This window comes from Paracoccus methylovorus (assembly GCF_016919705.1).
Lineage (GTDB): Bacteria > Pseudomonadota > Alphaproteobacteria > Rhodobacterales > Rhodobacteraceae > Paracoccus > Paracoccus methylovorus.
Genome location: NZ_CP070368.1, coordinates 34,121 through 52,685 on the forward strand (window position 1 = coordinate 34,121; position 18,565 = coordinate 52,685).

An 18,565-nucleotide genomic window follows, 5' to 3' on the forward strand; every position below is an offset into this window, starting at 1 on the left:
TCTGGCGAGATTTCGTCTTAATGCCGGATAATCCGTCGATCTGCCAGCATCAGTTCTTGCACCCATTCGGATTCCCCTTTGAAATCATGGGGAACCTCTTGGGCAGTTCGCCGGCCGGATAGCGACAGCGAGGCGAAGAAATCAAAGCCGAACAACTCCAGCCGCGCCATTTGCGACCGGGCGATCAGGTCGATCATCATGGCGCCGGTGGTGGGCGGGGCGCCCAATCGGGCATTGAGCGCCTGATAATCGGCCAGCGGGTGCAGATAAAAACCGGGGCTGGTGGCCGTAGACCAATCCAGCCGCTTGCGCTTGGGCGACATCCACAGGGTGCAAGAGGGAGCTATCCGGGCGCGGTCGGCCCCTGACAGCCGCACGGCCAAGGCCAGCCAGTCGGTGCGGGTGCCGTGGCTGGCCGGTTGCGGCATGGGCGCGCGGTTGATGCGGATGACCAGATCGGCTGCGTCGATCCTTGCCCCGTGGTCGGTTTCGGCCAGCGCGCGGGCATTGCCGACCAGTGCGACGCTCTTGCCGCGCAGCGCGGTCAGCAGTTCGGATTGCGGCACCGACAGGCGTTGCAGCGCGGTCTCGTTACGCAGGGTGCGGGCCAACAGAAAGCCAAGCCGGGTCACGCAAGCAGCCCGCGATAGACTTGGGTGATGGCTTGGGCCTCGCCCTCGATGGCGTGATTGGTCTGCACATGGGCGCGGGCCGCCTGCCCCGCCGCCTGCCGCCCGGCGTCGTCGTCCAGCCAGCGGGCCAGAGCCCGGGTCAGCGCATCTACGTCCTCGCGCGGTACGAGACTGCCGGTTTCGTCCTCGCGGATCAGGGTCTCGAAGGCACCGACGCGGGCGGCCACGCTTGGCACGCCGCAGGCCGCGGCCTCCAGCGGGGTCAGGCCAAAGCCCTCCCATCGCGCGGGGGCGGCGAAAAGGTCGATGGCCTGATAGTTGCGCACCACCTGTTCCCAAGGCACCTCGCCCAGAAACCGGATGCGCCCGGACAGGCCGGCCGCGTCGATCCGGGCCTTCAGTTCGTCGGTGAAGCTCTGGTTGTCCGTCGTCACCCGACCGGTAAAGATCAGCCGCGCGCGCGGGCGCGAGGGGAACAGCCGCAACGCCGCCTCGACCAGCAGATCGACGCCTTTCTGCGCCCGGATACGGCCAAAGCATCCGATCACGATATCGTCGGGGGCAAAGCCCAGCTCCGTCCGCAGTGCCTCGCGGTCGGCGGCGGGGTGAAAGACGGACAAGTCCACTCCGTGCAGGATGACGGTGGCGGGGCGCTCCAGATAGCTTGCGGCCTGCGGCGAGGTGGCGATCAGCGCGTCCTGTTGCCGGATCAGCCAGCGGGTAAACCCGGTATGCCTGCGTTGCGCCGCCGAGGTGAACAACAGGCGATAGCGCCGCCGCAGCACATGCCGCAGGATCAGCCCCAGCGCCATTTCCGTGTTGCGTCGCGCATGCCAGACCCGCCAGCGGTCGCGGGGCAGGGTCGCGGCGCGGGCCAGCGGGATATGCGGCAGTTCGGGGGGCAGGCCGGGGCCGGTGGCAACGATGCCGATCATCCGCGCCTGCACGGGGATCAGCCGCACCACGGTCGCCGTCACCCCCGACAGGCGGCGTTTCAGGTTCGGGGCGACAACGTCGATCCGGTCGGCTGCAATCTCAGGCATCGGGTGTCTCTGGCGTCAGGAAATACAAAAGAAACCCTACCGTAAGCGGAATCAGGAAGAACAGGAACAGGGTCGAATAGGCCTCGGCCGGGCTGCCCTGTGCGCTGGCCCAGCGATAGACCGGACGCGAGCCGAATTGCAGCAGCCCCGCCCCGCCGATCGAGAACATATTCAGGAAGGTGACGCCTCGCCCCACCAGATGCGGCGGCAAAAAGGCGCGTCCATGCGTCATCAGCACGGCATAGCCCGCGCCCGACAGCCCGACCAGCGCCAGAAGCACCACCGACAGCGCGACACTTTCGGCGGGAAACAGCCACAGCGCGGTCATCACCGCGATGCCTGCGCCATTGGAGATCAGCGCCAGCCGGCGGACCGAGCCCGCCAACCGCGTCGCCGGCCCGACCAGAAAACTGCCGATCACCATGGCCACGCCCATAGCCAGTGTTGCCCAGCCGATGAGTTGGTCCGAGGCGCCGTGCACCTCGGCCATATAGGGGCCGGCCCAAAGGCCGCGGATGGCGACCGAGGCGGCATAGTTGACCGAAAACAGCGGCAGGATGAACCACAGGGGTCGCAGCCGCAGGATCTCGGCCAGCGAACCGCGCGGCGCGGTGGAGGCCAGACGCTCGGGGTCGCGGGTAAAGATCAGGATGGCCAGTGCTACCGCAAGTGTCACCACGGCCAGCGCCCAAAGCGTCTCGCGCCAGCCGATGGCCTCGGTCGCCCAGACCAGCGGCGCGGCGCCCAGGATATTGCCCATCGAGCCAAAGCCAACCACCGCCCCGGCCAGCGTTCCGAACATGGCCGCAGGGTAATTGCGGGCAAAGATGTAATAGCTGCCCATCAGTGCCGGCGCGCAGCCGATTCCCATCAGCGCCAGCGCGACGTGCAGATGCCACGGCGCCTGCGCCAGAGCAAAGACCACAGCCCCGCCCCCGCCACCCAGCGCCATCAGCACGGCAACTGTGCGGCGCGGCCCGATCCGGTCCAGTGCCTCGCCGATGGGCACCTGCATCAGCGCGAATGTCAGGAACCACATGCCCGATGAAATCGCCAGATCCCCCGGGCCCGCGCCCAGTTCGGTTTGCAGGACGGGGGACAGCACGGCCAGAAAGGCGCGATAGAATTGGCTGAGCGTATAGGCAAGGATTAGGCTGATGATCCCCGCCGACAGCAATGCGCGCATGATGAACCGTCCCCCTTCGGCTTGACGGGCCGAGACTTGTCGATTGTCAGCCGGGACGCAATGGCCCGCGCGGCGGATTTGCCGCGCGGTTGCCGGGGTGCCTCAAGGACCCCCGACACGACCCCCACCGGCCGTCACGGCAGGGTGCGCAGGCGGCTTGTCGTCAGGCGGACGCAAGCCTCGCCGGAGCCTCGCGCACCGGCAGGTGGATCAGCGCGCTGAAGGCGCCCACACCTACCCCGACCCACCACACCATCGTGTAATCGCCGTAGATGTCATACATCTTGCCGCCCAGCCAGACGCCCAGGAACGAGCCGATCTGGTGGCTCAGGAATACAAAGCCGTAAAGCGTGCCCATGTAACGCAGCCCATAGATATAGGCGACCAGCCCCGAAGTCAGCGGCACCGTGGCCAGCCACAAGCCTCCCATCACCAGCGAAAAGATGATGACGCTGGCTGGCGTGATCGGCATCAGGATAAAGGCCGCTGCGGCTATGGTGCGCAGGGTATAGATCCCCGCCAGCAGGTATTTCTTGCTATAGCGCTTGCCCAGCCACCCGGCAAAGATCGCGCCCGCGATATTCGCCAGCCCGATCAAAGAGATCGCCGCCGCGCCCAGTGTGGACGTGCTGGTGATGCCGATGCTGGCCAGCGTCCCCATGGGACTGATCGGTCCACACATCTCGGTCACCATGGCCGGGAAATGCGCGGTGATGAAGGCCAGTTGATAGCCGCAGGAAAAGAAGCCGGCAAAGATCATCAGATAGGATGGATCGGTAAATGCGCGCTTGAGCACGCTGCCCATGCTTTCCTCCAGCTCGCCGCGCGTCGCGGGCTTGCTTTCCCCCAGCATGGGCAGGAAGAACAGGCAGGTCAGGACGATCACGCCAAAGATGATGAACACCGTCTGCCACGGGTAATAAATCAGCAAAACCTCGGCCAGGGGCGCGCCGAAAACCTGCCCGGCCGAGCCGGCCGCGGTGGCGATCCCCAGCGCAAGACTGCGGTTCTCGTCGCTGGCCGCGCGGCCGACCACGGCCAGGATCACGCCAAAGCCGGTGCCGGCCACGCCGAAGCCGACCATGATTTCCAGCAGTTGCATGGTCAGCGGGTCCGTGGCCCAGGCGGTCAGGATCAGCCCGGCGGAATACAGGAATGCGCCGATGATGATCGACAAGCGGTCGCCCCAGCGTTCGGCCAGCGCACCAAAAACCGGCTGGCCGATGCCCCAGGCAAGGTTCTGGATGGCGATGGCCATGCTGAACTCGGCACGCGGCCAGTCGAATTCCTGCGCGATCGGGATCTGGAAGACGCCGAAGCTGGCTCGCAAGGCAAAGTTGATCATCAAAATGATCGAGCCGCCGATCAGCACCGGGGTGAACAGCGGCGCGCGCATTGCCTTGGACATGTTGCTCTCCTCTCGCAGCCCGCAATTCCTGCCCCCCGCCTGCGCTGGCGTCAATGGCGCTGATTGCTTGAATCAGGCGGCGGCGCTAGCCTTGCAATTCGACGCGATGCGGGGACATGCATGTATCAGGTGATCGGAACCGGCAAGAGCCGCGCCATGCGCGTGCTCTGGATGCTTGAAGAACTGGGCCAGCCCTATGAGCATGTCGCCGTGAACCCGCATTCGGAAGGCGTCCGGCCCTTCAACCCCGCAGGCAAGGTGCCGGTGCTGGTGGTGGATGGCGTGCCCATCACCGATTCTACGGCCATCCTGACCTACCTCGCGGACAAGCACGGCGCGCTGACCCATCCGGCAGGCACGCTGGATCGGGCGCGACAGGACAGCCTGACGCAGTTCGTGCTGGACGAATTCGACGCCGCATTGTGGCTGGCGGCACGGCACAGCTTCGTGCTGCCCGAAGAGATGCGGCTGGCCGCGATCAAGAACACGCTGCGCTGGGAATTCGAGCGCAGCCAACGCACCCTGGTGCATCGCATCTCGGAAAAAGGTTTCCTGATGGGCGACCGCATGACCGTGCCTGATATCATCCTGGTGCATTGCCTGACCTGGGCGCTGTCCGCACGCTTCCCTATCACCGAACACCGGCTGACGGATTATCTGGAAATGATGCGCGCCCGCCCGGCCTATCGGCGGGTGGCAGCCAGATAGGCCGCGGCCCCGCGCCCGGCCCGGCGGCCTGTGGCCAGACAGCCGGTCAGCAGATAGCCACCGGTGGGGGCTTCCCAGTCCAACATCTCGCCGGCGGCAAAGACCCCGGGCAGAGCCTTCAGTTCCAGCGCGCCGGTCAGGCTTTCCGCAGAGATCCCCCCGGCCGATGATATCGCGCGCGCCATATCCATCGGCCCCGTATGACGCAGTCGCAGCGCCTTGGCACGCGCGGCCAGCCGGTCGGGCTCTGTGGGCAAGGGCCGGCCCCATTCCATCAGCAGCGCCGCGCGCAGCGGATCGCCCAGCACCCGACGCAGCCGGTTGCCGACCGAAAGCTTCACGGGTGCGCGCGCAAAACGCCGCGCCAGCTCCTCTGTCGCCAGATCGGGCGCCAGATCGACGAACGCCTCGGCACCGTCACGCATCGCGGCCGAAACCTCATAGACCCCGCCCCCCTCGATTCCCTCGGCGGTAACGACCCATTCGCCACGACCGATCCGGTCCCCGACATGCAGCGCCACGCCCTTGACCGCCTGCCCGAAATGCTGCGCCATCTGCACCGACCAATCCACGCGAAACCCCATGTTCGCGGGCCGGAACGGCGTCACGTCAACACCACGCCCAACAAGCCAGGGCACCCAGGCCGCGTCCGAACCCAGCCGGGGCCAACTTGCGCCCCCCAGCGCCAGAACGACGACGCGGGGCGCAAGCACCCTGATCCCGCCCGGCACATCGAAACGCCAGCCTTGATCCTGAAAACCCGTCCAACGCCAGCGAGTCCGCAACTCGACGCCCTGCTCGGCCAACCGCGAAAGCCACGCCCGCAGCAGGGGCGAGGCCTTCATGCCAACGGGAAATACCCGCCCTGTCGAGCCGGTGAACAGATCCACCCCCAACCCGCGTGCCCAGGCCATGACCTCCCGCGCCCCGAATTCTTCGTTGACCAAATACCCCGGGGGGCGCGGGCCCGGCCCCGCCAAGGGGGCGGGTTCGCGGGGGGCAGAGCCCCCATAGCGTGTCACGAACAATTCCCAGGGCTCATCCCGGGTCAGGTTCAGCCCGGATTTCCCCGCCATCAGGAACTTTCGCGCGGGCGTCGGCATGGCCTCGGTCACCACCACGCGTGCGCCCTGCCCGGCCAGAACCTCGGCGGCCATCAATCCCGCAGGGCCCGCGCCGATCACCAATGCCTCGGGTGCTGGGGATTCGGTCACCGCCCGCCTCTGGGCATCATGCACAGCCTCAGCAGCATCCGCTCCATCAGCGCCATGGCCGGTGCGCGCGACGAAGAGCGCAGGACCAGATCGGTTTCGATCAACTGGTGGATGGCATCCTCCAGCGCGCGCATGCCCCAATCCTGCGCCTGGCGAATCATCCGATCGCGGCGCGGACCAAAGACCGGAGGCCGCAGCCGCGCCAACCCGGCCCCTGGCCCGCCCGGTTCCGAGGCGGCGGTATGCAGTGCCCGGAAATGCCGCAGTGCCGCAATGCACAAGGTCACCGGTGCAATGCCCTGCCCCTCGATGCGCCGCATCAACGTGCCGAATTCACGCGCCCGGCCCTCGGCCACGCAATCGATCAGGTCGTCGACCTCGGCCTCGATGGTTGCAGGCGCCAGCACGGCGATCTCGGCCGGCGTCAGCGGATCAGGGTCGCCATGCTTGTAAAGCCCGATCTTTTCCACCGTCTGACGGAAATCGCCGGGATCGAGCGCCCGCGACAGCGCCAGCAGATCGCGCATGGCGTCGCGCGGCACCTCGCGCAGTCCGGCGTCGCGCAGCCAGCGGCCCACCTCGTCCTCGCCGGGCGGATCGTCATAGATCGGCGCGGTCATCGCAGCGGGATGCGGTTCGAAAAGCTTGCGCAGGGCCGAGGATTTGCCCAGCCCCCCTGCAGCGACGACGATCACCGCATCGCCCGGCTTCCACTCCGCGATGGCCGAGGCGATGGCTGGCGCCGCCGCATCCTGCGCATCATCGACCAGCACCACGCGCTGGCCGGGAAAGAAGCCCACAGCCTTGACCGCGTCCAGCAGGGCGGCCGGATCCTTGCGCAGGTCGGCGCCCTGAATACGGGTCAGGCGCATTTCCTCTTCGGCGCCCGCACCGACCAATGCCTTGACCGCCTCGGCGCGTTTCAGCGCCACGCGCATCGCGTCCTGGCCGTGAATCAAAAGCGCCGGCCGCGTCGGATCGGGCCGCGCCAGATAGCGTCCGATCTCTGCGCCCTTCAGGATCATGGTATGGCGTCGGGCTCAACGGCCAACAGCCGCGTCACCACCTGATCGGCTAGCATGCGCGCCAGCCGTTCATGTGCATCCTGCTCGGCCGACATGGTGGCGATGGTGGTGCCGGTCGTGGAGTACGAGGTAAAGCTGCTGACTTGCCCGCGCACGACCACCCGGCCGGTAGCGGTTTCGGTCAGTTCGAAATCGGCACTGCCGTTCAACGCATAGCGCGTCGTTACCTCGTCGGGCGTGATGGCCTGCGGCACAACGGCGATACGCAGTTGATAATCAAGCAGGAAGCCGGCATCCGCCTCGGGCCCCAGCCGTTCGGCGATGCGGCCGATAAAGGCGAAATCGTCCGGGGTGCGGGGATCGGCGGCGCGGATCTTGCCGAAAAGCTTGCCGCCTGTTCCCCCCGGTCCATAGACCGGGGAAAAGCCGCAGGCGGCCAAGGCCAATGCGCCCAGAATGACCGCCCGCCTAGACCACAACATTGACGATCCGTCCGGGCACGACGATCAGTTTCCGGGGGGCCGCGCCGGCCATGAAGCGCTGCACGGTCTCATCGGCCAGCACCATGGCCTCGATTTCTTCCTTGGGCATGTCTTTCGGCACCTCGATCTCGGCCCGGCGCTTGCCGTTGATCTGGATCGGCAGCACCACGCTGTCGGACACCAGCATCGCCGGGTCCGCCTTGGGCCAGGCGGCATCGACCACCATGCCCTGCCCGCCGGCCTTTGCCCAGACCTCCTCGGCCAGATGCGGCACCATGGGCGCCATCAACTGCGCCATGATCCGCAGCGCCTCGCGCCGGCTTTCGCCGCCGGCGGGGGATTTGCCGATGTTGTTCGCCAGTTCATAGATCTTGGCCACGGCCTTGTTGAAGGTGAAGCCTTCGATCGACTGGGTCACCTCGGCAATGGCGCGATGCGCGGCGCGGGTCAGGTCCAGGTCGGCCTCTCCTTCCGGGATCTCGTCGGAAAGTCGCCAGACCCGGGACAGAAAGCGATTCGCGGCCTCGGCCCCGGCAGAGGTCCACTCCACGTCGCGTTCGGGCGGGCTGTCGGACAGCATGAACCAGCGCGCGGTATCGGCGCCAAAGCTTTCGACGATGTTCACCGGGTCGACGACGTTCTTCTTGGACTTCGACATCTTGGCCGAGGGAATCACCTCGACCGGCGTGCCGTCCCCAAGCCTGCCGTCCGTTACGTCTTCGGGCAGGTGATAGACCGGACGACCGCGCGCATCGCGGGTCATATAGATTTCATGCGTGACCATGCCCTGCGTGAACAGCGCGTCGAAGGGCTCTTTGGCGCTTTCCGGCAGATGGCCGGTCTTGACCATCGCCCGCGCGAAGAAGCGGGAATAAAGCAGGTGCAGGATCGCATGCTCGATGCCGCCGATATACTGGTCCACGTTCATCCAGTAGTCGGTTTCCGCCCGGTCCGTCGGCACATCTGCATGCGGCGCGGTGAAGCGCGCGTAATACCAGGACGAATCGACAAAGGTGTCCATCGTATCGGTTTCGCGCCGGGCCGGGCCGCCGCATTTCGGGCAGCTTGTCGCGGCCCATGTGGGATGCCGGTTCAGCGGGTTGCCGGGCACGTCGAATGTCACATCCTGCGGCAGCAGCACCGGCAGGTTCTGCTTGGTCTCGGGGACCGTGCCGCAATTGTCGCAATGCACGATGGGAATCGGGCAACCCCAGTAACGCTGGCGCGAGATGCCCCAGTCGCGCAGGCGGAACTTCGTCACGGCCTCGCCATAGCCGTTGGCTTGGGCATGGGCGATGGCGGCGTCGACGGCGGCCTCGCCGGTCTGATCGGTTTCGCCGGCAAAACCGCGCACAAAGGTCACGACATCGGTTTTCAGCGGCACGAAAGGCGCCTTGGCGACCAGGGCATCGGCCGCGGCCAGATCCATGCCACGCTCGCCAAAGGTGGCGCGGATCGGCAGGCCGTACTTGGTGGCGAATTCGTGGTCGCGCTCGTCATGCGCGGGCGAGCCGAAGATGGCGCCGGTCCCGTATTCCATCAGCACGAAATTGGCGATCCAGACCGGCAGTTCCCAGTCCGGGTTCAGCGGGTGGCGCACTTTCAGGCCGGTGTCAAAGCCAAGCTTTTCAGCTCTTTCAAGGGCTTCTTCGCTGGTGCCCAGCTTGCGCGCCTCGGCCGAGAAGGCTGCGACTTTTGGGTCGGCCTCCAGCGCCTTGGCCAGCGGATGGTCGGGCGAGATGGCGACGAAGCTGGCCCCCATCAGCGTATCGGGGCGTGTCGTGTAGACCTCGATCTGGGCGAATCCCTCGGGCGCGTTCACCGTGTCGAATCGGAATTGCAGACCGCGGGACTTGCCGATCCAGTTCTGCTGCATCAGCCGGACCTTTTCCGGCCAACCATCCAGCCCATCCAGCGCCGTCAGCAGTTCGTCCGAGTAATCGGAGATGCGGAAGAACCATTGCGTCAGCTCGCGCCGCTCGACCGGGGCGCCGGATCGCCAGCCCTTGCCGTCGATCACCTGCTCGTTGGCCAACACGGTCATGTCGACCGGGTCCCAGTTGACCATGGCGGATTTGCGATAGATCAGCCCTGCCTCAAGGAAATCCAGAAACAGCGCCTGCTGCTGCGCGACATATTCGTCGTCGCAGGTGGCGAATTCGCGGCTCCAGTCGATGGACAGGCCCAGCGGCTTCAATTGGCCGCGCATGGTTGCGATATTGCCATAGGTCCAGTCGCGGGGATGGCCCCCCTGCTCCATCGCGGCGTTCTCGGCGGGCATGCCGAAGGCGTCCCAGCCCATCGGATGCAGCACGGAAAAGCCCTGCGCGCGTTTGAAGCGGGCGACCACGTCGCCCATGGTATAGTTGCGGACGTGACCCATGTGGATGCGCCCCGAAGGATAGGGAAACATCTCGAGGACGTAATACTTGGGCCGCTCGTCCCGCACGGCACGGAACGTATCGGCCCGTTCCCACTCCTGTTGCCAGCGCGGTTCGCTGATTGCGGGATCATAGGGCATGGATACCTCCGGGCGTCAGATTGCCCGCAGGGTATTAGCCGCTTGCCCGATGCAGGTCCAGCCGGGTCGATGCGGCCTTACAGGTTACGGTCCTGTACGCGCAGTTGCCGGGCCCGCGTCAGGATCGCATCCTCGACCGCGCGCACCGTGTCGGGCGCTACGGCCGCGCCGCCCGCACCTTGCAACGAAACCTTCAGCGCGCGCGCATCCAGCGCCGGGTCGCTGACCTTGATCGTGGCGCGATAGGCGCGCCCGCCGCCCGGCGGCGTGCCATAGCCGGTAACGATGACGCCGGTGAACGGGTCGATCGATTGGATCGGCAGGAAGTTCAGCACATCAAGGCTGGCGTTCCACAGATATTTGTTCACCGCCACCGTGTCGTTCGGATTGCGGCGGTCCGAGAACACGTCCCAGATGGTCTCGCGTTTTTTCTCGGCCTGCGGCTGCGGCTGGCGATTCCCGCCCGGAGCCGAAGTCGCCGAGCCGACAGAGCCGAACCCCGAGCCACCGCCCGAACAGGCGGCAAGCCCCGCCGAAATCAGCAGGGCGGCGGTCAGCCGTGCGGCGCGTCTGGTCATCTGATGTCCCCCGGATCGTCCTTGCGCGAGCCATAGCGCAATTCCGCCCCTTGCGACAAGGCCGCACTGCGGGCTGCGACTCGCTGCCGGGCTTATTATGGATCGCGCGCGCGTAAAGCCCGGCTTATGGTCGCAGGACAGCGCGTGTGGCGGTGCAACGGGGGTGTGGCCCATGTGCATCACAGCAGGCCGGATTCCGGCTAAGCCGATGCGATTCCGTTGCAATGCGGGGGGGAAAGCGCGACACAACGAGCATACCCCAAACCGGTGCTCCGGGTGGGGCATACGAGAGAGACAAGAGGGAAACACCATGAAAAAGGCTCTTATCGCCTCCACCGCACTGCTCCTGACCGCAGGTGTAGCTGCCGCCGACGTGACCATCTCGGGTTACGGCCGCACCGGTATCATCTACTACGATCAAGACGTCCCGGGCCTGAACAATGCTCAGGTCATCAGCCGTCTGCGGATGAACCTTGATGCCAGCACCTCGACCGATTCGGGCATCGACTTCGGTGCGCGCTTCCGTCTGCAGTGGGATCAGGGCAGCAGCACCCGCGGTGACAAAGCCAGCACCAACGCCGGCAAACTGTGGATCAGCTCGCAAGGCCTGACCGTTGAAGTTGGTAACGTCGACACCGCCTTCGACAGCAACGGCCTGATCTACGAAACCGAACTGGGCGCCTTTGACCGTTCGGTCGGCTTCAGCGACGTGTCGGGTGCATTCTTCGCCTATAAATCCGACGCCTACTCGGACGTGGATCGCGTCGGTGTCCGCGCTCTTTACACCGTGGACAACCTGACCGTGCAAGGCTCGTTCGTCGATCCGGACCAATCCGGCCTGAACGAAACCGAGTTCACTGAAGAAGAATTCGGCGTGTCGATCGACTACAAATGGGATGACCGTCTGGAACTGTCGGCTGCTGCCGCGTTCAACGGCGCCGGCATCGACGGCAACGACATCTTCTTCCTTGGCGCCCGTTACGCTGTTCAGGAAAACGCTCGCGTTGGTCTGAACTACGTTGACGCCGGCGACGAAGAAGACGGCTTCGACGGTGCAACTGTCGCGATCTATGGCGACTACACCCTGGCCGACGGCCGCACCAACCTGGAAGGCTATGTCGCCTATAACGACGCTGACCGGGACATCGCCACCTGGAAAGAAACCAACACCTCCTTCGGTATTGGCGTGAACTACGATCTGGGCGGTGCTCGTCTGGGTGCGTCGATCCAGCGCGACTATGCCAAGAACACGACCGCCGACATGGGCGTTCGCTTCAACTTCTGATCCTTCGGGATACAGAAACAGGAAGAGCGGGCCTTGCGCCCGCTCTTTTCTTTTGGAAATCATGCCGCCATGGGACTGGATGATATCAAGCGCCGTGTTGCCGCGGCCGAGACGGCTTCGGGACGCGCCGCGGGCGAGGTCACGCTGATCGCTGTCAGCAAGGTGCAACCTCTCGACCGGGTCGAAGCGGTGCTGAATGCCGGCCACCGCGTCTTTGGCGAAAACTATGTGCAAGAGGCTGCGGGAAAATGGCCCGACTGGCGCACCCGTTTTCCCAAGGTTGAACTGCATATGATCGGCCCTCTGCAGACCAATAAGCTGAACCCGGCGCTAGAGCTTTTCGACGCCATCCATACACTCGACCGCCCCTCGCTGGCCGGGAAACTGGCCCGGCAGGTGCAGATGCGCGGCTGTTGCCCGCAGCTTTTCGTGCAGGTGAATACCGGTGCCGAGCCGCAAAAGGCCGGTATTTTGCCCGATGACGCCGATGCCTTTGTCGCCCAGTGCCGGGCGCAGGATCTGACGTTGTCGGGGCTGATGTGCATCCCGCCCGAGGATCAGGACCCGGTGCCGCATTTCCGTGCCCTGCGCGACATTGCCCTGCGCAACGGGCTGACAGGTCTGTCGATGGGCATGAGCGCCGATTTCGAAGCCGCCATAGCCGAGGGTGCCACGCATATCCGGGTGGGCAGCGCGATCTTTGGTGCGCGCGATTACGGCTGATCCGGGCGTGGGCCGGCCGTTGCCGCCCGCCTGCCGGATGTTAACCCACTATTAGCATTGTGGATGCGTGAGCGACCGCAAGGCGTTAGGGTGCCCTCCATATATTTATGTGTTTTGTCTGGGTGGCGCCATGTTTTTGCTGAGCAGTGTGGTCAGTGTCCTGTTCGCGGTTTTGGCAGTGGACGCAACCTCGCAAGCTCGCAGCGTCAATGAGGATACGGATACCGACGACTTCGACCATCCGCGAAACCCCGAAGCCGATGAACCCAACCTGCCAGCCGGGCTTGTTGTCGAGGGCAGTGAAGGGGCGGACTGGCTGGCCGGAGGCGAAGGCGATGATCTGCTGAATGGCTGTGGCGGAAACGACGATCTGCACGGCGGGCTGGGCAATGACACGCTATTGGGCGGCGATGGCGCCGACTGGATTTATGGCGATGGGGATTTCGGCCAAGGCGGCGATGATTCCCTCCGTGGGGGTGCCGGCAACGACTATCTGGCAGGGCAGGGCGGCAACGACACCATCCACGGCGGTCCCGGTGACGATACCATCCTTGGTGGCGATGGCGACGATTCCCTGACTGGTGGCGTTGGCAACGACTGGATCTGGGGCGAATCCGGCAGCGACACGCTGGTCGCAGGGCAGGGCGCGGACAACCTGGACGGCGGAGAGGGGGACGATCTGCTGATCGGCTCGAACCATCCTGACCGGGCTTGGCTATATGGCGATGCGGGTCGGGATACGTTGCAGCCCGGCCCCGGCGATTTCGCCGAGGGGGGAGGAGATGAGGATTTGTTTCTGTTCGACGTGTCGGGGGAAAATCTGGACGATCCCGGAGAAAACCTGCCGGTCATCGCCGATTTCGACCCGCATCAGGACCGGATCGAGCTGCGCTGGCAGGATCTGGGTGCCGGCACGCCGCCTGTGGTCGTGCTGGAGCGTGAGGCAGATGGTTCGGCGATGCTCCGGCTGGATGGGCTGGCCGTCGCGCGGGTGCTGCTGGCCGACGGGTTGCGCATTGCCGATATCACCCTGACCCGGATCGCGCCCGGCTGAGCGACCGAAAACCCTTTCCTTTGGGGCTGATTCCGCCTATACGCCCGCATCCGCCTGAACGATTCTGGCGGGTTTCTCCATGGGCCTGCGCTGGACGACATCCCGGCCTGTGCCATAACCCTTTGATCCCGAAAGGAGACCCCGATGTCGATCACTGTTGAAGAAAAGAACCGCGTGATGGCTGAATTCGCAACCGCGAAGGGCGACACCGGCTCGCCCGAGGTTCAGGTCGCAATCCTGACCTCGCGCATCGTTACGCTGACCGAGCATTTCAAGACCCACAAGAAAGACAACCACTCGCGTCGGGGCCTGCTGAAGCTGGTCGCACAGCGCCGCAAGCTGCTGGACTATCTGAAGGGCAAGGACGAAGCCCGTTACACCGCGCTGATCGGCAAGCTGGGCCTGCGCCGCTGACAAAGGCGGCCTGCGCCGAACGCGCAGCCTTTAGCGCGACCTCGTGGTTGCCAGACGACCGCCCGTGGCGAAAGCTGCGGGCGTTTCCGTTTGCATCCCGGTGGGTCGCGCGGCGCATGACTGAATGCCATCACCCGACAGCATTACGGGTGGGCGCCGACCCGCGCACCCATCGTTCCGGTCCGCCATGGGTACGCCGGCTGCCGCCAAAACGCTTTCCATGGCCCTTGTTTTGCTGTATGGGGCGTCTCCATCTGTGACGTGACGCCAGGCCCCGGGGCACATGCGAAGGATAGGGGCGGCGGCAATGGGGCCGCCATTTGACACGGGGCGCGACCGGAGGGCCGGAGCGTCGCCAGAGGAAACCAGATGTTTGATGAAGTGAAGAAATCCATCCAGTGGGGCCAGGAAACGCTCACGCTGGAAACGGGCAAGGTTGCCCGTCAGGCCGACGGCTCGGTTATCGCCACCTTGGGCGAAACCAGCGTCATGGCCAACGTCACTTTCGCCAAGGAACCCAAGCCCGGTCAGGACTTCTTTCCCCTGACGGTGCATTATCAAGAAAAATACTATGCCGCGGGCAAGATCCCCGGCGGCTTCTTCAAGCGCGAAGCGCGGCCCTCGGAAAAAGAGACGCTGACCGCCCGCCTGATCGACCGGCCGATCCGCCCGCTGTTCGTCCCCGGCTTCAAACACGAAGTTCTGGTGATGTGCACGGTGCTGAGCCACGATCTGGTCAACGACCCCGATATCGTCGCGATGATTGCCGCCTCGGCCGCGCTGACCATTTCGGGCGTGCCTTTCATGGGCCCGATCGCTGCCGCGCGCGTCGGCTTTGCCAATGGCGAATATGTGCTGAACCCGGAAGTTCAGGACATGGACCACCTGCGCCTGAACCCCGAGCAGCGGCTGGATCTTGTCGTTGCCGGCACCCGCGATGCGGTGATGATGGTCGAATCCGAGGCCTATGAACTGACCGAAGCCGAGATGCTGGGCGCGGTCAAATTCGGCCACGAGGCGATGCAGCCGGTGATCGACCTGATCATCTCGTTGGCGGAAGCCGCCGCCAAAGAGCCTTTCGACTTTGCAGCCCCGGATTACAGCGCGCTTTACGCCCGCGTGAAATCGCTGGGCGAGGCCGGGATGGCCGCCGCCTACGCCATCCGTGACAAGGGCGAGCGCCGCGACGCCATCGAAGCCGTCAAGGTCAAGGTTCTTGAAGGTCTGACCGAGGAAGAGCGGCTTGACCCGAACCTTGGCTCGGCGCTGAAAAAGCTGGAATCGGGCATCCTGCGCGGTGGCATCATCGACGGCAGCCCGCGTATCGATGGCCGCGACAACACCACCGTTCGCCCGATCGACGTGGAAGTCAGCTTCCTGCCGCGCACCCACGGTTCGTCGCTGTTCACGCGTGGCGAGACCCAGGCACTGGTCGTGACCACGCTGGGCACCGGCGATGACGAACAGATCATCGACGCGCTGCACGGGAATTCCCGCTCGAACTTCCTGCTGCACTATAACTTCCCGCCCTATTCGGTGGGCGAGGTTGGCCGCGTGGGCAGCCCCGGCCGTCGTGAGATCGGCCATGGCAAGCTGGCATGGCGCGCACTGCAAGCCGTGCTGCCGGCGCCGACCGATTTCCCCTATACCATCCGGCTGGTCAGCGAGATCACCGAATCGAACGGCTCGTCCTCCATGGCTTCGGTCTGCGGCGGCTCGCTGGCGATGATGGATGCGGGCGTGCCGCTGAAGGCGCCGGTCGCCGGTGTCGCCATGGGCCTGATCCTTGAGGAAGACGGCCGCTGGGCCGTGCTGACCGACATCCTGGGCGATGAAGATCACCTGGGCGACATGGACTTCAAGGTCGCCGGGACCGAGAACGGCATCACCAGCCTGCAAATGGACATCAAGGTTGCGGGCATCACGCCCGAGATCATGGAACAGGCGTTGGCACAGGCCAAGGACGGCCGGCTGCACATCCTGGGCGAAATGTCCAAGGCCCTGTCGCAAGGTCGCAACGAGTTCAGCGCCCATGCCCCGCGCATCGAGACGATGACCATTCCGACCGACAAGATCCGTGAAGTGATCGGCTCGGGTGGCAAGGTGATCCGCGAGATCGTCGAGACCTCGGGCGCCAAAGTCGACATCAGCGACGACGGCACCATCAAGATTGCCTCTGCCAACGCCGATTCGATCAAGAAGGCCTATGACATGATCTATTCGATCGTGGCCGAGCCCGAAGAGGGCAAGGTCTATATCGGCAAGGTCGTGAAACTGGTCGATTTCGGCGCTTTCGTGAACTTCTTCGGCAAGCGCGACGGTCTGGTCCACGTGTCCCAGATCGCCAACAAGCGCCTGAACCACCCCAACGAGGTGCTGAAGGAAGGCCAGGAGGTCAAGGTCAAGTTGCTGGGCTTTGACGACCGCGGCAAGGTGCGCCTTGGCATGAAGATGGTCGATCAGGAAACGGGCGAGGAAATCGCGCCCGAGAAGAAAGAAGAAACGGCCGAGGGCTGATTTTTCTGTGAAAGGCTGGAAAGATCCGGAGTCATCCGGGTCTTTCCCCATTCCTGCCAGCGGCTGTTGTTTTCTCCGCGCCCGAAGGACGATTGGATGGACAGAGACATTGCCAGCCTTTGGATCGGTGGGACACTTGGCGATATTGAGATCGCCAGCATCCATTCCTTTTTGCGGCATGGGCACCGGCTGACGGTTTATAGCTACGAGCCTGTCTCCAACCTGCCCTCTGGCGTCGAGAATCGTGACGCTGCTGAGGTGCTACCCACCAGACGTATTGTTCGTCACCGCCGCAGCGGTAGCCCGGCGTTGCATTCGGATTTGTTTCGGTATGCTTTGGTGGATCGAACCGACAAGATCTGGGTCGATCTCGACATAATTGCCCTAAAGAAGTTCGATTTCGAGACGCCGTATGTCTTTGGTTTCGAAGATACCGCCGGATCGGTGAATTGTGCCGTGTTTCGCATGCCACGCGAATCTGCCGCTCTTCGAGAACTGCTGAAATTCAATGAAGATACCGTTGCCACGCCTCCGCTGTTGAAGGGCCTTCGCAAGTGGAAATACTGGCTGCGCGGTATGGGGCGCGGTCTTCCTATCGATGTCTGGCCCTGGGGCAGCATCGGGCCGCATGCGCTGACACACTTTTTGCGCCAGACAGGCGAGATTCGGTATGCCATGCCGGTCGATACGTTCTATGCCGTGCCTATCAGTGAAATGACACGGTTTATCACTCCGGGCGGGCTGACGCTCTCTGAGCTTCCCGCCAATGCCTACGGCCTGCATCTTTGGGGCGGACTGATGCGCGCGTATCTTGCCGAACATCATGGGGGGGCGTATGCCCGAGGGCTCATTCATGGCCGATCTGATCGAACAAGCCAGAAGAGACGGTTTAACACCCTGAAATGCCGCGAGTTCCTTGCTTCTTCGCTTTCCCTAACGGACCTTGGAAATGACCCTTCCCGTCTCTGCCTTCATCATCTGCCAGAATGAGGCGCATGTGATCGAGAACTGCATCCGCAGCGTCTCGTTCTGCGCCGAAATCGTGGTTGTGGATTCCGGTTCGACCGATGCCACGCTGGACATTCTGGAACGGCTTCGGGCCGAAGGGTTGCCCTTGCGCATCCTGCACGAGGATTGGCGCGGCTTTGGTGCGCAAAAGCAATTCGCGTTGGAGCAATGCACACAAGAGTGGTGTTTCAGTATCGATAGTGATGAGCGGGTCAGTCCGGCCCTTGCGGAACTCTTCCCTGCGCTTCTGGCCGATCCCGCGGTGAATGGCTGGAAGATCACCCGCTATGATTATCTGAATGGTTATGGGTATGTGCCGCCTTCGTCACATGAACGCTATCACAACCGGCTGTTTCGCCGCGGCAAGGGGCGGTTCAACACCACCGACCTTGTGCATGAGGGGATACAGATCGACGGCGTTGTGAAAAAGGCTGCGTCGGGAGGCCTTTTGCATTTCAGCCCCATCGTGCTGCACGAACAGATGCTCAAGGAAAACAAATACTCGACGCTGAAGGCAAAGATGAAACAACAGCGGGGCATAAAGCCGCGACCGTGGAAGATGCTGATCAGTCCGCCGCTGTTTTTTCTGCGCTGGTATGTAACCTACGGGCTGTGGCGCTGCGGCTGGCCGGGGTTCATTCATTGCGCCAAGGGGGCCATCTATTCTTTCCTGACCGAGGCAAAGCGCTATGAGTATGTGGCGATGGAACGCATCCCGCCCGTCGAACCAACTGATGTAAAAGGGTATTAGGCGGGGCAGGGCGCCC

General features: G+C 64.2%; 17 protein-coding genes. 8 read left to right on the plus strand and 9 right to left on the minus strand.

Features of this window, described 5'->3' with window-relative positions; all coding sequences use genetic code 11:
* Window positions 1-17: 17 nt before the first annotated feature.
* The 4 genes from JWJ88_RS00185 to JWJ88_RS00200 form a co-directional block, all read right to left on the minus strand.
* Window positions 18-632 (minus strand): glycosyltransferase family 29 protein, encoded by a 615-nt coding sequence (locus JWJ88_RS00185; RefSeq protein ID WP_205294110.1) that lies wholly within the window; start codon window positions 630-632, stop codon window positions 18-20.
* Window positions 629-1,675: a glycosyltransferase family 4 protein gene (locus JWJ88_RS00190; protein ID WP_205294111.1), complete on the minus strand. Its 1,047-nt coding sequence runs from the start codon at window positions 1,673-1,675 to the stop codon at window positions 629-631. The genes JWJ88_RS00185 and JWJ88_RS00190 overlap by 4 nt, the downstream gene beginning before the upstream one ends.
* Window positions 1,668-2,861 carry an MFS transporter gene (locus tag JWJ88_RS00195; RefSeq protein WP_205294112.1) on the minus strand — a complete coding sequence of 398 codons (1,194 nt, stop codon included), beginning with the start codon at window positions 2,859-2,861 and terminating at the stop codon, window positions 1,668-1,670. Before JWJ88_RS00195 ends, JWJ88_RS00190 begins: the two co-directional genes overlap by 8 nt.
* 163 nt (window positions 2,862-3,024) lie before the next feature.
* Window positions 3,025-4,269, minus strand: a complete 1,245-nt coding sequence (locus JWJ88_RS00200) for an MFS transporter (RefSeq protein WP_205294113.1) — start codon at window positions 4,267-4,269, stop codon at window positions 3,025-3,027.
* A 120-nt stretch (window positions 4,270-4,389) separates the two neighbouring features.
* Here JWJ88_RS00200 and JWJ88_RS00205 point away from each other — a divergent pair, with 120 nt between their 5' ends.
* Window positions 4,390-4,977 carry a glutathione S-transferase family protein gene (locus JWJ88_RS00205; RefSeq protein ID WP_205294114.1) on the plus strand — a complete coding sequence of 196 codons (588 nt, stop codon included), beginning with the start codon at window positions 4,390-4,392 and terminating at the stop codon, window positions 4,975-4,977.
* Here JWJ88_RS00205 and JWJ88_RS00210 read toward each other — a convergent pair.
* The 5 genes from JWJ88_RS00210 to JWJ88_RS00230 all read right to left on the minus strand — a co-directional run bounded on the left by JWJ88_RS00210 (window position 4,953) and on the right by JWJ88_RS00230 (window position 10,797).
* Window positions 4,953-6,134 carry a TIGR03862 family flavoprotein gene (locus JWJ88_RS00210; RefSeq protein ID WP_240200228.1) on the minus strand — a complete coding sequence of 394 codons (1,182 nt, stop codon included), beginning with the start codon at window positions 6,132-6,134 and terminating at the stop codon, window positions 4,953-4,955. The genes JWJ88_RS00205 and JWJ88_RS00210 overlap by 25 nt on opposite strands.
* A 53-nt stretch (window positions 6,135-6,187) precedes the next feature.
* Window positions 6,188-7,216, minus strand: a complete 1,029-nt coding sequence (gene holA / locus JWJ88_RS00215) for a DNA polymerase III subunit delta (RefSeq protein WP_205294116.1) — start codon at window positions 7,214-7,216, stop codon at window positions 6,188-6,190.
* Entirely contained in the window at window positions 7,213-7,698 is a 486-nt protein-coding gene (gene lptE, locus JWJ88_RS00220; RefSeq protein WP_205294117.1) for an LPS assembly lipoprotein LptE, read from the minus strand. Before lptE ends, holA begins: the two co-directional genes overlap by 4 nt.
* The gene (gene leuS / locus JWJ88_RS00225; RefSeq protein ID WP_205294118.1) at window positions 7,685-10,219 is read right to left on the minus strand and encodes a leucine--tRNA ligase; all 2,535 of its coding nucleotides are present in this window, start codon (window positions 10,217-10,219) and stop codon (window positions 7,685-7,687) included. The genes lptE and leuS overlap by 14 nt, the downstream gene beginning before the upstream one ends.
* 77 nt (window positions 10,220-10,296) lie before the next feature.
* Window positions 10,297-10,797, minus strand: a complete 501-nt coding sequence (locus JWJ88_RS00230) for a DUF3576 domain-containing protein (protein WP_205294119.1) — start codon at window positions 10,795-10,797, stop codon at window positions 10,297-10,299.
* Between the two features lie 310 nt (window positions 10,798-11,107).
* Between JWJ88_RS00230 and JWJ88_RS00235 the strand changes: the two genes are divergently transcribed.
* The 7 genes from JWJ88_RS00235 to JWJ88_RS00265 all read left to right on the plus strand — a co-directional run bounded on the left by JWJ88_RS00235 (window position 11,108) and on the right by JWJ88_RS00265 (window position 18,549).
* Window positions 11,108-12,082, plus strand: a complete 975-nt coding sequence (locus JWJ88_RS00235; RefSeq protein WP_205294120.1) for a porin — start codon at window positions 11,108-11,110, stop codon at window positions 12,080-12,082.
* A 69-nt stretch (window positions 12,083-12,151) separates the two neighbouring features.
* Window positions 12,152-12,805 carry a YggS family pyridoxal phosphate-dependent enzyme gene (locus JWJ88_RS00240; protein ID WP_205294121.1) on the plus strand — a complete coding sequence of 218 codons (654 nt, stop codon included), beginning with the start codon at window positions 12,152-12,154 and terminating at the stop codon, window positions 12,803-12,805.
* 130 nt (window positions 12,806-12,935) lie between these two features.
* A complete protein-coding gene (locus JWJ88_RS00245) occupies window positions 12,936-13,859 on the plus strand; it encodes a calcium-binding protein (protein WP_205294122.1) in 924 nt (307 codons plus the stop codon).
* A gap of 144 nt (window positions 13,860-14,003) precedes the next feature.
* Entirely contained in the window at window positions 14,004-14,273 is a 270-nt protein-coding gene (rpsO, locus tag JWJ88_RS00250) for a 30S ribosomal protein S15 (RefSeq protein ID WP_205294123.1), read from the plus strand.
* Window positions 14,274-14,642: 369 nt separating this feature from the next.
* Entirely contained in the window at window positions 14,643-16,790 is a 2,148-nt protein-coding gene (gene pnp / locus JWJ88_RS00255) for a polyribonucleotide nucleotidyltransferase (protein WP_205294124.1), read from the plus strand.
* Window positions 16,791-16,886: 96 nt separating this feature from the next.
* Window positions 16,887-17,780 (plus strand): hypothetical protein, encoded by an 894-nt coding sequence (locus tag JWJ88_RS00260; protein WP_205294125.1) that lies wholly within the window; start codon window positions 16,887-16,889, stop codon window positions 17,778-17,780.
* Window positions 17,740-18,549, plus strand: coding sequence for a glycosyltransferase family 2 protein (locus JWJ88_RS00265; RefSeq protein ID WP_205294126.1), 810 nt, complete (start codon window positions 17,740-17,742; stop codon window positions 18,547-18,549). Before JWJ88_RS00260 ends, JWJ88_RS00265 begins: the two co-directional genes overlap by 41 nt.
* Window positions 18,550-18,565 lie beyond the last annotated feature (16 nt).

Excerpts from the sequence above, each read along its gene's own strand:
- JWJ88_RS00205 (WP_205294114.1), top strand. The coding sequence starts at position 4,390 with ATGTATCAGGTGATCGGAACCGGCAAGAGCCGCGCCATGCGCGTGCTC.
- JWJ88_RS00235 (WP_205294120.1), top strand. The coding sequence starts at position 11,108 with ATGAAAAAGGCTCTTATCGCCTCCACCGCACTGCTCCTGACCGCAGGT.
- JWJ88_RS00245 (WP_205294122.1), top strand. The coding sequence starts at position 12,936 with ATGTTTTTGCTGAGCAGTGTGGTCAGTGTCCTGTTCGCGGTTTTGGCA.
- holA (WP_205294116.1), bottom strand. The coding sequence starts at position 7,216 with ATGATCCTGAAGGGCGCAGAGATCGGACGCTATCTGGCGCGGCCCGAT.
- rpsO (WP_205294123.1), top strand. The coding sequence starts at position 14,004 with ATGTCGATCACTGTTGAAGAAAAGAACCGCGTGATGGCTGAATTCGCA.
- lptE (WP_205294117.1), bottom strand. The coding sequence starts at position 7,698 with ATGTTGTGGTCTAGGCGGGCGGTCATTCTGGGCGCATTGGCCTTGGCC.
- JWJ88_RS00265 (WP_205294126.1), top strand. The coding sequence starts at position 17,740 with ATGACCCTTCCCGTCTCTGCCTTCATCATCTGCCAGAATGAGGCGCAT.
- JWJ88_RS00240 (WP_205294121.1), top strand. The coding sequence starts at position 12,152 with ATGGGACTGGATGATATCAAGCGCCGTGTTGCCGCGGCCGAGACGGCT.
- JWJ88_RS00230 (WP_205294119.1), bottom strand. The coding sequence starts at position 10,797 with ATGACCAGACGCGCCGCACGGCTGACCGCCGCCCTGCTGATTTCGGCG.
- leuS (WP_205294118.1), bottom strand. The coding sequence starts at position 10,219 with ATGCCCTATGATCCCGCAATCAGCGAACCGCGCTGGCAACAGGAGTGG.
- JWJ88_RS00200 (WP_205294113.1), bottom strand. The coding sequence starts at position 4,269 with ATGTCCAAGGCAATGCGCGCGCCGCTGTTCACCCCGGTGCTGATCGGC.
- JWJ88_RS00260 (WP_205294125.1), top strand. The coding sequence starts at position 16,887 with ATGGACAGAGACATTGCCAGCCTTTGGATCGGTGGGACACTTGGCGAT.
- JWJ88_RS00210 (WP_240200228.1), bottom strand. The coding sequence starts at position 6,134 with ATGGCCGCCGAGGTTCTGGCCGGGCAGGGCGCACGCGTGGTGGTGACC.
- JWJ88_RS00195 (WP_205294112.1), bottom strand. The coding sequence starts at position 2,861 with ATGCGCGCATTGCTGTCGGCGGGGATCATCAGCCTAATCCTTGCCTAT.
- JWJ88_RS00190 (WP_205294111.1), bottom strand. The coding sequence starts at position 1,675 with ATGCCTGAGATTGCAGCCGACCGGATCGACGTTGTCGCCCCGAACCTG.
- pnp (WP_205294124.1), top strand. The coding sequence starts at position 14,643 with ATGTTTGATGAAGTGAAGAAATCCATCCAGTGGGGCCAGGAAACGCTC.